We start from the raw sequence: 12,812 nt of genomic DNA on the forward strand, positions 1-12,812 counted from the left end.
AATATTTTTGAGAAAATCATACTGTTTTATATCACGATTTTGTTGTCCATAATTTTAAAAAATTTGATTATTTTCAATAAAATGAGCAGAGTAAACTTGTTTTATCTTTGCCTAAATTTCATTAAAAGATGATGATAAATGATAAGGAGGTTCTTTTGATGGATGATATTGGGAAGGCTTCTGCGGATGTTTTTGAAAAACAAGCTGCATTTTTATCCTCTGCTTTACCTTATATGCAAAAATATGAAAACGAGACAGTCGTTGTAAAATATGGCGGTCATGCCATGGGTGATCCTAATTTAGGTCGGGCATTTGCGCGTGATATTGCTTTATTGAAACAATCGGGCATTAATCCTGTTGTTGTTCATGGTGGAGGGCCTCAAATTGCTGAAATTTTAATGAAAATGGGGATCGAGTCACGGTTTGAAAATGGTTTACGCGTTACAGATGAACGAATTGTCGAAGTCGTTGAAATGGTTTTGGCAGGATCTATAAATAAAGAAATTGTTGCACTCATCAATGCTGAAGGTGAATGGGCAATAGGATTATGTGGCAAGGATGGCAACATGGTTTTTGCTAAAAAGGCTTACAAAACTGTTGTTGATCCTGATTCACATATTGAACGTGTTTTAGATTTAGGATTTGTAGGCGAACCTGTTGAGATTGATCGAACACTATTAGATCTTTTAGCATGTTCTGAAATGATTCCAGTTCTCGCTCCTGTTGCTCCAGGTCGTGATGGTAAAACCTATAATATCAATGCTGATGTTTTTGCTGGAGCTATTGCGGGTGCTCTAAAAGCAAAACGCCTTTTATTTTTAACTAATGTGCCAGGGGTGTTGAATAAAGAAGGTAAAGTTGCGAAAGAATTAACGATTGCTGAAGCTGAAATCCTTATCAAAAATGGAACAATTTCAGAGGGTATGATTCCAAAGGTAGAAACGTGTATTGATGCTCTTCGAAATGGTGTAGAAGGTGTGGTTATCTTGAATGGTAAAACACCCCATTCTGTTTTGCTTGAATTGTTCACTGAACATGGGGCTGGAACGCTAATCGTTTCCTGAAATGTACAAAAAGTTGAGGGATGAAGCTTTTATGGCTGGGATAAAAAAATTTAAGTGCTCCCCGCTCAGCCGACAAGAGTTGGCATTATTTTCTGCGACAATACTTTGGGGGATTACGTTTTTAGTTATCCATATTGCAATGTGTTATAGTGGCCCTTTCTTTTTTGTAGGGTTTCGTTTTATTGTTGCATCGTTGATATGTGGGACAATTTTTTGGCGCTCTTTGAAGGGGTTAACCTTTTATGAAATTTTTGCTGGCATGACCATTGGTGCTGGAATGTTTCTTGGCTATGCATTGCAGGCGTGGGGGCTTCAGACTATTATTAGTAGTCAGTCTGCTTTTATTACAGCGCTTTATGTGCCAATTGTTCCAATATTACAATGGATTATTTTTAAAAAACCACCTCATTTAACTAGTTGGTGCGGGATTATTTTTGCTTTTATTGGGCTTATTTTAATTTCAGGACATGGAGTGCAGGGCATTTATTTTTCAAAAGGTGAAATTCTCACTTTGTTGGGTGCTTTAGCGATTGCTGTGGAAATTATTCTTATTGGGCTTTTTGCAAAAAAGGTTAATAGTTATCGTGTTACGGTTGTACAGTTATTTTTTGCAGGTCTTTTCTCATTTGGTTGTATGCCTTTGGTAGGGGAAAGCATACCTGCATTTTCATGGATTTGGCTGAATATTGGTGTAGGGTTGGCATTGATGAGTGCAGTAATTCAATTGGCAATGAATTGGGCACAAAAATCTATTTCACCTACTCGTGCGACGCTTATTTATGCGGGTGAGCCTGTATGGGCTGGCATTGTTGGTCGTTTAGCTGGTGAGCATTTATCTTCTTTGGCTTTATTGGGTGGAGGGCTTATCTTGATTGGAATTATAGTGTCTGAATTACAACCTTCACAATGGCGTAAGAAAGATAAAGCAATTTAAAAAAATTGTTAATTTATTTTTAAAGAGGTTTTTTAAAAGTACATAATTGGTCTTTGCGTTTTGTGCTATTCTTTGCTAAATCGCCCTGTATGACTATAGATCGCAATTATATACGTAATTTTTCCATTGTAGCTCATATTGATCATGGGAAGTCGACTTTGGCTGACCGTTTAATTCAGATAACTGGTGGTCTTGAAAAACGAGAGATGAAAGAACAAGTTCTGGATTCTATGGATATTGAGCGTGAGCGTGGAATTACCATTAAAGCGCAAACAGTGCGTTTATGTTACAAAGCAAAAAACGGCAAAACTTATATATTGAATCTTATTGATACGCCTGGTCATGTTGATTTTGCTTACGAAGTGTCGCGTTCATTAGCAGCTTGTGAGGGATCTCTACTAGTTGTAGATGCCAGTCAAGGGGTAGAAGCACAAACATTGGCAAATGTTTATCAAGCCATTGATAATTTTCATGAGTTGGTTGTTGTTCTCAACAAGGTTGATCTTCCAGCAGCAGAGCCTGAGCGAGTTAAAGAGCAAATTGAAGATGTGATAGGGATTGATGCGTCTCAAGCGGTGGAAATATCGGCAAAAACTGGTTTGGGGATCTCTGATGTTTTAGAGGCAATTGTTATGCAATTGCCTCCTCCTCATGATGGCGATATTACGAAACCTTTAAAGGCATTGCTTGTTGATAGTTGGTATGATGCTTATCTTGGTGTTATTGTTCTGGTGCGGGTAATTGATGGCATATTAAAAAAAGGCCAAGTTATTAGGATGATGGGTACAGGGGCGAAATATCTAGTTGAAAGAGTTGGGGTATTTACTCCCAAAATGGTTCAGGTAGATGAATTAGGGCCAGGGGAAATTGGTTTTATAACAGCCTCTATAAAGGAAGTTGCTGATACACGGGTTGGTGATACCATTACTGAAGAGCGCCGCTCTTGTGGAGAGGCATTATCTGGTTTTAAATCTGCTCAACCGGTTGTTTTTTGCGGTCTTTTTCCGGTTGATGCAGCCGATTTTGAAGATTTACGTACATCCATGGGAAAATTGCGTTTAAATGATGCAAGTTTTTCTTTTGAAATGGAAACATCAGCTGCTTTAGGGTTCGGTTTTCGTTGTGGATTTTTAGGGCTTCTTCATCTTGAAATAATTCAAGAGAGATTGGAACGTGAATTTAATTTAGATCTAATAGCAACAGTTCCTTCCGTCGTTTATCGAATGAATATGAATGACGGTTCTGTTAAAGAATTGCATAACCCAGCAGATATGCCTGATCTTGTTAAAATTTCTTCTGTTGAAGAACCATGGATTCGAGCAACAATTATGACACCTGATGCTTATCTTGGATCTATTTTAGAACTTTGCCAAGAACGGCGTGGTATACAGGCTGGTTTGTCCTATGTTGGGACGCGTGCTATGGTGATTTATGATTTGCCCTTGAATGAAGTAGTTTTCGACTTTTATGACCGTTTAAAATCAATTTCTAAAGGGTATGCTTCCTTCGATTATCAGATGACTGAATATTCTGAGGGTGATTTGGTTAAAATGTCTATTTTGGTGAATGGTGAGGTTATAGATGCATTGTCTATGCTTGTGCATCGTAGCATTGCAGAAAGACGTGGACGTGCTATGTGTGAAAAATTAAAAGATCTCATTCCTCAACATATGTTTCAGATCCCAATACAAGCAGCAATTGGTGGTAAGATTATTGCTCGCGAAACAATTCGTGCTTTGCGAAAAGATGTCACAGCAAAATGCTATGGAGGTGATGTTACACGTAAGCGTAAACTCTTAGAAAAGCAAAAAGAAGGAAAAAAACGAATGCGCCAATTTGGAAAGGTAGAAATTCCACAATCAGCCTTTATTCAAGCCCTTAAGATGGACAAATAGTGGAAAAATGCTTTCTTACCATTTTTAAACATTTTAATTTCCATATAAGATGGTTAAAAAGTTTGTTTAGTTGCGCAATAAATCATTAATGGATGTTTTTTCCCTTGTTTTTTTATCAACGCGTTTAACAATGACAGCGCAATAGAGATTTGGTCCTTGTTCACCATTTGGTAGTGATTTTCCAGGGAGTGAACCAGATACAACGACAGAATAAGCAGGTACTTCACCAGTAAAAATTTCGCCTGTTGTACGATCAATGATTTTTGTTGATTTTCCAATAAAAACTCCCATGCCTAAAACAGATCCCTTCCGAATAATACAACCTTCAACGATTTCAGAACGTGCTCCTATAAAACAATTATCTTCAATGATTGTTGGATTTGCTTGCAATGGTTCTAAAACGCCGCCAATCCCAACACCACCAGAAAGATGAACATGTTTGCCAATTTGCGCACAAGAGCCAACAGTCGCCCATGTATCAACCATTGTTCCTTCATCGATGAAGGCACCAAGGTTTACAAAGGAAGGCATCAATACAACATTGGGTGCAATATGGGCAGAATGGCGCACAATCGCTCCAGGAATTGAACGAAAATCAGCTTTTTTAAAATCAGCTTCCTGCCAGTCGGAAAATTTTAAAGATATTTTATCCCACCAATATGTTTTGTTAGCTCCACCAGAAATTATCTGCATAGAGCTAAGCCGAAATGAAAGAAGAATAGCCTTTTTTAACCACTGATTTACATGCCATTGGCCATTTTCTTTACGTTCAGCAACACGAATATCACCTTTATCTAAAAGATTTAATGCGTATTCAACACTGTCACGAATCTCTCCCTTTGTTGCAGTGTCAATAGAATCACGATTTTCGAATGCTTTTTCAACAATCATTTCAAGTTGTATGAGATTAGTCATGGCTAGAGTTCCGTTAAAAAAGTTGAAAATTTTAAAATTTATTTCTATTACCTATGCGAAGAAATATACTCAGTCAATAAGATCATTAGGGGAACGAGACCAGTACATGAGAAAGGTTGTAGGCAGAAATGAAGAAAGAAAAAAAGAGTTTGCACTCATTTCCCCGTACAGAAAAATCCATACAACAGGTACACAAAACCGCTGATACAGTACAGATGTGTTCTCCCACTTATCGTTTAGCTTACGCGGATCAAGACTTTCTGATGCGTCCAGAATTACGTTCACAGCGTATTGGTTTTGAGTTTTTAAAACCAGAAATAGCACTTAAAGAATGTGATATTAAATCAACAGTTGTTTTATTTGGTAGTGCTCGTATCCCTGAATCAAGTCAATCTGCGTGGGCAGTAAAAAATGAAACACAAAGGAAAAATTTACATGCTATGTCGCATTATTATGATGAAGCGAGAGAATTTGCACGTTTGTGTTCGTGCTATTCTGCTACTACTGAGTATCGTGAATTTGTCGTTGTTACTGGAGGAGGGCCTGGGATAATGGAAGCTGGAAATCGTGGTGCTTATGATGTTAGCGCACCAACGATCGGCTTGAATGTCGTTTTACCTCATGAGCAATCCCCTAACTCTTATATAACTCCGCACTTGTGTTTTAATTTTCATTATTTGGGGATGCGTAAAATGCACTTTTTAATGCGTGCTAAGGCATTAGCTATTTTTCCTGGAGGGTTTGGTACGTTAGATGAGTTATTTGAGGCATTAACTTTAATACAAACAGAGCGAATGAAAAGAATTCCAATTTTAATGTTTGGTAAGGAATTTTGGAATAGGTTTGTCGACTTTGAATATTTATCTAAACAAGGTATGATTTCTCCTTCTGATCTTACTTTAATTACATTTGTTGGTACAGCGGCGGAAGCTTTTGAAGAAATTCGTTCATTTTATAATCTTACTTGACGGTTTTGAGAGAGATTCTTCTAAAGAGGTGATTGATAATCGACTTTTATCAAATATAGTCCTGATGGGGGTGCAACCATACCACAGTGTTTACGGTCTTTAGCATGGAGAGCTATTTCAAGATCTTGAGCTGTCCAACGTCCAGCACCAACTTTCACGAGGCTGCCAACGAAGGAGCGAATTTGATTATGAAGGAAGGAACGAGCTTCTGCATAAAGAAGAATTTCTTCTCCTTTTCTTTGGACGTCTAAGCGTTCAAGGGTACGTATAGGGCTTTTAGCTTGGCAGTGAATTGATCGAAAAGTGGTAAAATCATGCTGTCCTACGAGTTTTTGAGCTGCGTAATGCATGGCATCGGTATCAAGTGGTTTTGGTATCCACCACACGCGTCTAGCATCTAAAGCTGGTGGTGAACGGCGATTGAGAATTTTAAAAAGGTAGTAACGTCTTATTGCACAAAAGCGTGCATGGAAATTTTCCGGAACGTTTTGTGCATTCAAGATTGAAATATCTTCATTTTGCTGTTTCAAATAAGAATTGATTGCATCACGTATTGTACAAGCATTCCAGTTTTTTTCAAAATCAACATGGACAACTTGTCCTGTAGCGTGCACACCTGCATCAGTTCGGCCAGCTGTTGTTACGGTTAGTTGTTGTCCACTAAAGCAAAAGATAGCTTGTTCAAGAGCTTCCTGAATGGTTCGGCAATTTTCTTGACGTTGCCAGCCAGAATAATTTGAACCATCATATTCAAGTGTGAGTTTAAAACGAGGCATGTCAAAAAACAGCAGAAATATTAGATCCACGCAAAAATGTCGAACTATCAAGAATTTTGCCGCCAGATCTTTGGAGATGTGTTATTTCAATACGCCCTTGCCCACAATGAATGATCAAATTATCTGGCTCTATTTGACCAATTTTAAAGGAGAGTCCTTCTACCAATCGACTTCCAAGAATTTTTACTCTTTGTCGTGTTCCACCCACAGTCATTTCACACCAACATCCTGGAAAAGGAGAAAGAGCACAGATATGCCTATGAATAAATTCTGCTGATTTTGTCCAATCAATCTTCGTCTCTTCCTTTTTTATTTTTGAGGCATAAGTAATGCCTTCTTGTGATTGTGGAATTAAATTGAGTTGACCTATTTCAAGAGCCGATAAAGCTGTTACGATGAGTTCTGCTCCCATATGTGAAAGTTTATCGGAGAGTTCAAGGAATGTAGTATTTTGAGTGATGGGTGTAGAACGGGATAAAGCAATCGGTCCTGTATCGAGTCCTTCATCCATTTTTATGATCATTACACCTGTTTTTTGGTCACCAGCCATAATTGCTCTCTGAATAGGTGCAGCACCACGCCAGCGTGGTAATAATGAAGCATGAATATTAAAACAACCAAAACGTGGCGTTTCAAGAACAGCTTTCGGTAAGAGCAATCCATAGGATACAACGATAGCGGCATCAACGGAAAGTTCTGCAAAGTTGTTTTGTTCATTCGCCGTTTTAAGAGTTTGAGGAGTAAAAACAGGAATCGACATTTTTTTCGCTGCATTATGAACAGGCGAAGGAACCATCTTAAGACCACGGCGTCCAGCTGGGCGAGGAGGTTGACTATATACTGCTACAATATCATGTCCGGCATCTAACAAAGAATATAAAATGGGCACAGAAAAATCAGATGTTCCCATAAAACTTAACCGCAATGTCATTACAAAATTTTTTCCAGTGTGTTTTTTTCTTTTGCAAGTTTTTTAAATTTTCGTATCACCATATCACGCTTAGTTTTCGAAATATGATCAATAAAAAGGCGTCCATTTAAATGGTCAATTTCATGCTGCAAACAAGTAGCCAAAAGATTATCCGCTTCAATTTCTTTTTGCTCTCCTTCATAGTTTCTATAACGAATACGAAGACACTTAGGACGTTCAACTTGTGCGTAATATCCAGGAATAGAAAGACAACCCTCATTATAAAGACCAGGTTCATCTGAAATCCATAAAATTTCCGGATTTATAACAACAAGTGGATTTCTAGGGCTATTTTCCTCAGGGATATCAATAACTAACATACGTATTGGTATACCAACCTGAATGGCTGCTAGACCAATTCCCCGAGCATCATACATAGTATCAAACATATCGTCAGCAAATTTTTTGATCGCCGAATCGATTAGTTCGATTGGCTTAGATACTTCTCGTAAAATTGGATCAGGCAAAGTAACTAAAGGCTTAATTGACATAAGCGTAGATTAATAAATGGTTTGTCATTGGTCAATATTGAATAGCGTATTCTTGCGCTTTTTTACAAGAAGGCCATTATATTACTTCTCATGTTTGATTCGCTTTTTTCTTTTATGTTTTTGAGTAATCGTTTTTCTGAACTGATTATCCTCTTTTTACTTATCTGTTTTGCACTTTTTATGCTGATTTATTTTAATCGAAAAAAGGCAATTTTGGAAAGTAAAGTAGCTGAACGTGCTCGTGAATCACAAATGCAAATGGAAACATTGTTGAAAACACAAGTTGAAATGCATGGCCGTATGCAGGCGATAGTTGAAATTTTTGGTCAAAGACAGGCTGAGTTGAATCAGTCTATTCGTGAACAACTTAATGCAATGACAACAAATTTAGGTCAAACGCTTCAAGTACAAACAAAATATACTTATGAAAATTTAACTCGTTTACAAGAACGGTTAGCAGTAATCGATGTGGCGCAAAATAATATTCAGTCACTCGCAGGACAAGTTGTGCAGCTTCAGGCCATTTTGAGTAATAAGCAGACGCGTGGTACGTTTGGTCAAGGGCGAATGGAAGCAATTATCTCTGATGCTTTACCTGCTAATTCTTATGTTTTTCAGGCGACTCTCTCAAATGGAAAGAGACCAGATTGTCTTATTCATATGCCCAATAAAGCACCATCTCTTGTTGTTGATGCTAAATTTCCTCTAGAATCTTGGAATGAGATACGTAAGGCGTCGTCACCGCAAGAACGACAAGAAGCAGAACGTCAATTCCGCGTAGATATGGAAGTTCATATTCGCGATATTGCACAAAAATACTTGATTCCAAAAGAAACCCATGACACTGCTTTTCTTTTTGTACCGTCAGAATCTATTTTTGCAACAATTTATGAAGATTTTGAACCATTGGTACAAAAAGCCAATAGAGCGCATGTTATTATTGTATCACCGTCCTTATTAATGTTATCTGTTCAAGTTGTTCAGACTATTATGAAGGATGCGCGAATGCGTGAACAAGCGCATCTTATTCAGTCAGAAGTGGTAAAACTGATGGAGGATTTTGGACGAATGGATACACGCATCCGTGCTTTGCAGAGGCATTTTTGCAAAGTTGGTGAGGATGTTGAAGCAATCTTAACATCATCTTCTAAAATTATAAAAAGAGCTAATAGAATTGAATCTTTTGATCTGGATAGAGATGACTTTGCATCAGAGAAAATGACACCTCCTGTTCAGTCAAAGGCATTGCATCTGGCCGATGAGGAATAATGCAGGATTTTCAGTATGAGAGGTTTAGGAATCATTTATTGGTAATGATTTTTTAGTAAAATTAGTAAAAATTGTAATTAGCTTAAATTTGTTAGAAAAAATATTAAACTATAGTAAAAACAATATCTTAAATAGATTTAGCTCATTTATTTCTTAGTGGAAGGAATAGAAAATATGCAACACCTTTTGTTTTTAGGAGCATTGGTGTTTTTGCTAGGAGGGTGTGCAACAACTGCTCCCGTACACACAAATAATGCTTGTGCCATTTTAGCTCAAAAAGATGGTTTTTTTGATAATTGGCGAAAAGCATCTAAAAGTGCAGAAATACGTTACGGAATTCCTATGCCTATCATTCTTGCAACTATTAGTATGGAATCAAATTTTCGGCATAATGCTCGTCCCTCTCGCACAAAATTACTTGGTTTTATTCCGTGGAAGCGCCGGTCAACAGCGTATGGGTATTCTCAAGCGCTTGATGGTACATGGGCAATGTATCTCCAGTCTACAGGCAGGTCTTTTGCGCGTCGCACTAATTTTGCTGATGCAGCTGATTTTGTTGCTTGGTATCATCGTATAAGTGTTCAACGAAATGGTGTTCGATTTGATGATGCATACGGCCTTTATTTAAATTATCATATGGGTCATGGTGCTTATGCTCGCAGTCAGGGATATACGACGCCGGCGATTGCACAGGCAGCGCAGCGTATGGCCAAAATATCAAGAGATTATGAACAGCAATTAAAGGCATGTGGGAGGCGTTAAGAAGAGCGGTAGAAATACCTGATTCAGGATCGGGTTAATTTCATATTGTATGCGACAGAAAAACTTCCTCCAATTCAAATGGGCAAGCACGATTTTTGTGTGCGCAGCAATAAAATTAACATAGGCAGAAGGAATCTCCTGTAACGCATTTTTGAACAAAATCCACTCCCGAAGAGAGGATATAGAGTTAACGAGAATCAAAAAATCAACATACCTCTCCTCAACAAGCATTCATAGAGTAATATTAGCTAAAAAATCCTTCATACAAAATGTTAAAATACTAAAGAGAAAGAGTAGGAACTACTTGATTTGTATTAACGATTCAGTTCCCCTTTGTAGGGAGGTTTAGTGTAAAGTTACAATTTTTAGCTCATGTTCATTGGCTCCTGTAAGGGCAATAGAGCGCTCATCAGATAAAATAATTGGGTATCCCGTTTCTCCAAAAAGAGCCCATATTGTAATGCCTGGAGTCATTGGTGGAAGATCCGGAAAGTTTTTCGCAAGATCATCCGTGCAAACCTTTTTTAGATAGGCAACTTGCCCTGCATCAGAGTCAGCTGCATCTCGCAGTGGTGGGTTTTGTTTATACTCTCCCATTTTACTATTCCTTTATGTCTTTTTCATTATTCATCATTGTTGACCGTTATTGGAATTTGCTGCACTCTTTTTTTTGATCTTTGTTGATATAGGTTAATTGATAATAAACCATTTTTCAACTTGGCATTTGTGACATGCATTCCATCGGCAAGAATAAAAGTACGTTGAAATTGGCGTGCGGCTATTCCGCGGTATAAATACTGATGGTTTTGGTCGCTTGTTCTCTTACCATGAATGGTTAGTTGATTGTCACTTAGAAAGATGCTTAGATTATCGATTTTAAATCCGGCAACAGCTAAGGTTATGCGCATATGGTTTGCATCGTCATTTTTGTGTAAACGTTCGATATTATAGCCTGGATAGGCATCGTCGGTTTTGCCAATTTTTTGCAGTGTGTTTTCTACAGTTTCAAATCCTAAAAGAAGAGGATTGGAGAAAGGCGTCACATATGTCATTGTGATATCCTCTTTAAAGCGGCTATTTGACCAAACCCTAAATTAAGGTGTTCGCTATACCTTCATATGGCGAGTATAAGCAGTAACTTCAAGAGAGTAGATGAGAGAGTTCAGTGGTTCAAAAAACAATAAAATTGTTAAAGGCACAAAAAGCTGCAAAAAGTTTATACAGGGAAGATGAAATTGCAGAAATGTTTCGCCGTTTTTCTGTTCAGCGCCCTATTCCAAAAAGTGATCTTATCTATACTAATATTTTTACTCTTTTAGTTGCGGTTATTCTTTCAGCTCAATCTACAGATGCTAGCGTTAATAAAGTTACAAAAGAATTATTTTTACTTGCAGATCAACCAGAAAAAATGATTGAACTAGGAGAGGAAGAGATTGCGCGCCATATTCGTAAAATTGGTCTTTGGCGTGCAAAAGCGCGTAATATTTATGCACTTTGTAGCGTTTTAATTGAACAGTATGATGGTCAAGTGCCGGATGATCGTGAAGCGCTTATGGCACTTCCTGGCGTAGGGCGTAAAACCGCTAATGTTATTTTGAATGTTGCTTTTGGTAAGTCTACTATGGCGGTGGATACGCATATTTTTCGCCTTGGAAACCGCCTTGGCTTAGCTCCTGGAAAAACACCAGAAATTGTTGAAAAAAAATTACTAAGGATTATACCAATTCGTTATCTTAATTATGCTCATCATTGGCTTATTTTGCATGGGCGTTATATTTGCCAAGCGCGTAAAGTACAATGTACGCAATGCATAATTGCTGATTTGTGCAAAGCAACAATAAAAACAAATTCAATTCCAGCTCCTTTGATTGAAATTCAAGGTAATGGTCCTCCAATTTTTTTTTAATACGGTCTTGCAATTTTGTGTATACTGGCTTATTGAGGTGCTGTTGGAATAGTCCGGCAGGGCATGCCGTGGCTGTTTGAATGCTTAGTTTAAGCTCTGGTCAGCTTGATTGTATTTAATAGATATGTGGAGTAGCAAAATGCCCAAAATGAAGACCAAATCGTCTGCTAAAAAGAGATTCAAGATAACTGCGTCAGGTAAAGTAAAGGCGACTGCTGCAGGAAAGCGTCATGGCATGATTAAGCGTTCGAATAAATTTATTCGTGATGCGCGTGGTACGATGGTTTTGGCTGAGCAAGATACTAGGAAAGTTATTCAGTATTATTTGCCAAACAGCTTTTAGGTTTTGCGTTTTGATTTTTCGGAGATAGTCATATGGCTCGTGTAAAAAGAGGCGTTATAGCTCACGCCAAGCATAAAAAAATTCTTAAGCAGGCTGAAGGTTTTTATGGTCGTCGTAAAAATACTATTCGTGCGGCCAAAGCAGCAGTTGATCGCTCAAAACAGTATAATTATCGTGATCGCAAAAATAGGAAGCGTACCTTCCGTTCTTTGTGGATTCAACGTATTAATGCAGCTGTTCGCGCAGAAGGTTTAACTTATGGGCGTTTTATTGATGGATTATCGAAAGCTGGCATTGAGGTTGATCGTAAAGTTCTTTCGGACATAGCAGTTTACGAGTCAGCAGCGTTTTCTGCTTTGGTTGTTTCTGCAAAGAAGGCTTTAGAGTATTTAAAAGACACAACACCTAATGCTTTTGAGGGTGCTGTTAAGTAAGTTAGTCGTGTTCTTTTAAGGCTTTTAATACATTTGGGATCCCGTGCTGTTTTATTGCTAGTGCGGGTTTTTTGTTCAAAAACAG

Annotated in this window: 15 protein-coding genes; 9 read left to right on the top strand and 6 right to left on the bottom strand. The window is 37.9% G+C overall.

What is annotated here, in order from left to right; all coding sequences use genetic code 11:
- Window positions 1-158: 158 nt before the first annotated feature.
- The 3 genes from argB (at window position 159) to lepA (ending at window position 3,893) form a co-directional block, all read left to right on the top strand.
- Window positions 159-1,064, top strand: a complete 906-nt coding sequence (gene argB / locus V4P54_RS05860) for an acetylglutamate kinase (RefSeq protein ID WP_455477704.1) — start codon at window positions 159-161, stop codon at window positions 1,062-1,064.
- A gap of 31 nt (window positions 1,065-1,095) precedes the next feature.
- Window positions 1,096-1,998 carry a DMT family transporter gene (locus V4P54_RS05865; protein ID WP_455477090.1) on the top strand — a complete coding sequence of 301 codons (903 nt, stop codon included), beginning with the start codon at window positions 1,096-1,098 and terminating at the stop codon, window positions 1,996-1,998.
- 89 nt (window positions 1,999-2,087) lie between these two features.
- Window positions 2,088-3,893: a translation elongation factor 4 gene (lepA, locus tag V4P54_RS05870; RefSeq protein WP_455477091.1), complete on the top strand. Its 1,806-nt coding sequence runs from the start codon at window positions 2,088-2,090 to the stop codon at window positions 3,891-3,893.
- Window positions 3,894-3,959: 66 nt separating this feature from the next.
- Here lepA and dapD read toward each other — a convergent pair whose 3' ends face one another.
- Window positions 3,960-4,808, bottom strand: a complete 849-nt coding sequence (gene dapD / locus V4P54_RS05875; protein ID WP_455477092.1) for a 2,3,4,5-tetrahydropyridine-2,6-dicarboxylate N-succinyltransferase — start codon at window positions 4,806-4,808, stop codon at window positions 3,960-3,962.
- Between the two features lie 128 nt (window positions 4,809-4,936).
- Here dapD and V4P54_RS05880 point away from each other — a divergent pair, with 128 nt between their 5' ends.
- Window positions 4,937-5,776 carry an LOG family protein gene (locus V4P54_RS05880; RefSeq protein ID WP_455477093.1) on the top strand — a complete coding sequence of 280 codons (840 nt, stop codon included), beginning with the start codon at window positions 4,937-4,939 and terminating at the stop codon, window positions 5,774-5,776.
- 20 nt (window positions 5,777-5,796) lie between these two features.
- Here V4P54_RS05880 and truA read toward each other — a convergent pair whose 3' ends face one another.
- From truA to def, 3 genes are read right to left on the bottom strand one after another with little or no spacing between them, the layout of a single operon-like run.
- Window positions 5,797-6,552 (bottom strand): tRNA pseudouridine(38-40) synthase TruA, encoded by a 756-nt coding sequence (gene truA / locus V4P54_RS05885; RefSeq protein ID WP_455477094.1) that lies wholly within the window; start codon window positions 6,550-6,552, stop codon window positions 5,797-5,799.
- 1 nt (window position 6,553) lies between these two features.
- Window positions 6,554-7,483: a methionyl-tRNA formyltransferase gene (gene fmt / locus V4P54_RS05890; protein ID WP_455477095.1), complete on the bottom strand. Its 930-nt coding sequence runs from the start codon at window positions 7,481-7,483 to the stop codon at window positions 6,554-6,556.
- Entirely contained in the window at window positions 7,483-8,013 is a 531-nt protein-coding gene (gene def / locus V4P54_RS05895) for a peptide deformylase (RefSeq protein WP_455477096.1), read from the bottom strand. The genes fmt and def overlap by 1 nt, the downstream gene beginning before the upstream one ends.
- A gap of 90 nt (window positions 8,014-8,103) precedes the next feature.
- Between def and V4P54_RS05900 the strand changes: the two genes are divergently transcribed.
- Both V4P54_RS05900 and V4P54_RS05905 read left to right on the top strand, forming a co-directional pair.
- Entirely contained in the window at window positions 8,104-9,282 is a 1,179-nt protein-coding gene (locus tag V4P54_RS05900) for a DNA recombination protein RmuC (RefSeq protein ID WP_455477097.1), read from the top strand.
- Window positions 9,283-9,456: 174 nt separating this feature from the next.
- Window positions 9,457-10,044 (top strand): transglycosylase SLT domain-containing protein, encoded by a 588-nt coding sequence (locus V4P54_RS05905; RefSeq protein ID WP_455477098.1) that lies wholly within the window; start codon window positions 9,457-9,459, stop codon window positions 10,042-10,044.
- Window positions 10,045-10,389: 345 nt separating this feature from the next.
- Here V4P54_RS05905 and V4P54_RS05910 read toward each other — a convergent pair whose 3' ends face one another.
- Both V4P54_RS05910 and V4P54_RS05915 read right to left on the bottom strand, forming a co-directional pair.
- The gene (locus V4P54_RS05910) at window positions 10,390-10,641 is read right to left on the bottom strand and encodes a BQ00720 family protein (protein ID WP_455477099.1); all 252 of its coding nucleotides are present in this window, start codon (window positions 10,639-10,641) and stop codon (window positions 10,390-10,392) included.
- A 26-nt stretch (window positions 10,642-10,667) separates the two neighbouring features.
- Complete coding sequence (locus V4P54_RS05915) at window positions 10,668-11,096, bottom strand: Hsp20 family protein (RefSeq protein WP_455477100.1); 429 nt, start codon at window positions 11,094-11,096, stop codon at window positions 10,668-10,670.
- 113 nt (window positions 11,097-11,209) lie between these two features.
- Here V4P54_RS05915 and nth point away from each other — a divergent pair, with 113 nt between their 5' ends.
- From nth to rplT, 3 genes are all read left to right on the top strand, one after another.
- Complete coding sequence (gene nth, locus V4P54_RS05920; RefSeq protein ID WP_455477101.1) at window positions 11,210-11,950, top strand: endonuclease III; 741 nt, start codon at window positions 11,210-11,212, stop codon at window positions 11,948-11,950.
- Window positions 11,951-12,089: 139 nt separating this feature from the next.
- On the top strand, window positions 12,090-12,293 hold the full coding sequence (gene rpmI, locus V4P54_RS05925; protein ID WP_455477102.1) for a 50S ribosomal protein L35: 204 nt from the start codon (window positions 12,090-12,092) through the stop codon (window positions 12,291-12,293).
- A gap of 32 nt (window positions 12,294-12,325) precedes the next feature.
- Entirely contained in the window at window positions 12,326-12,727 is a 402-nt protein-coding gene (gene rplT, locus V4P54_RS05930) for a 50S ribosomal protein L20 (protein ID WP_455477103.1), read from the top strand.
- Window positions 12,728-12,812 lie beyond the last annotated feature (85 nt).

Source organism: Bartonella sp. B41 (assembly GCF_053795765.1).

What these genes read in the sequence shown, in the direction of transcription:
- argB (WP_455477704.1), top strand. Translation starts at nt 159, where the DNA reads ATGGATGATATTGGGAAGGCTTCTGCGGATGTTTTTGAAAAACAAGCT.
- V4P54_RS05865 (WP_455477090.1), top strand. Translation starts at nt 1,096, where the DNA reads ATGGCTGGGATAAAAAAATTTAAGTGCTCCCCGCTCAGCCGACAAGAG.
- lepA (WP_455477091.1), top strand. Translation starts at nt 2,088, where the DNA reads ATGACTATAGATCGCAATTATATACGTAATTTTTCCATTGTAGCTCAT.
- dapD (WP_455477092.1), bottom strand. Translation starts at nt 4,808, where the DNA reads ATGACTAATCTCATACAACTTGAAATGATTGTTGAAAAAGCATTCGAA.
- V4P54_RS05880 (WP_455477093.1), top strand. Translation starts at nt 4,937, where the DNA reads ATGAAGAAAGAAAAAAAGAGTTTGCACTCATTTCCCCGTACAGAAAAA.
- truA (WP_455477094.1), bottom strand. Translation starts at nt 6,552, where the DNA reads ATGCCTCGTTTTAAACTCACACTTGAATATGATGGTTCAAATTATTCT.
- fmt (WP_455477095.1), bottom strand. Translation starts at nt 7,483, where the DNA reads ATGACATTGCGGTTAAGTTTTATGGGAACATCTGATTTTTCTGTGCCC.
- def (WP_455477096.1), bottom strand. Translation starts at nt 8,013, where the DNA reads ATGTCAATTAAGCCTTTAGTTACTTTGCCTGATCCAATTTTACGAGAA.
- V4P54_RS05900 (WP_455477097.1), top strand. Translation starts at nt 8,104, where the DNA reads ATGTTTGATTCGCTTTTTTCTTTTATGTTTTTGAGTAATCGTTTTTCT.
- V4P54_RS05905 (WP_455477098.1), top strand. Translation starts at nt 9,457, where the DNA reads ATGCAACACCTTTTGTTTTTAGGAGCATTGGTGTTTTTGCTAGGAGGG.
- V4P54_RS05910 (WP_455477099.1), bottom strand. Translation starts at nt 10,641, where the DNA reads ATGGGAGAGTATAAACAAAACCCACCACTGCGAGATGCAGCTGACTCT.
- V4P54_RS05915 (WP_455477100.1), bottom strand. Translation starts at nt 11,096, where the DNA reads ATGACATATGTGACGCCTTTCTCCAATCCTCTTCTTTTAGGATTTGAA.
- rpmI (WP_455477102.1), top strand. Translation starts at nt 12,090, where the DNA reads ATGCCCAAAATGAAGACCAAATCGTCTGCTAAAAAGAGATTCAAGATA.
- rplT (WP_455477103.1), top strand. Translation starts at nt 12,326, where the DNA reads ATGGCTCGTGTAAAAAGAGGCGTTATAGCTCACGCCAAGCATAAAAAA.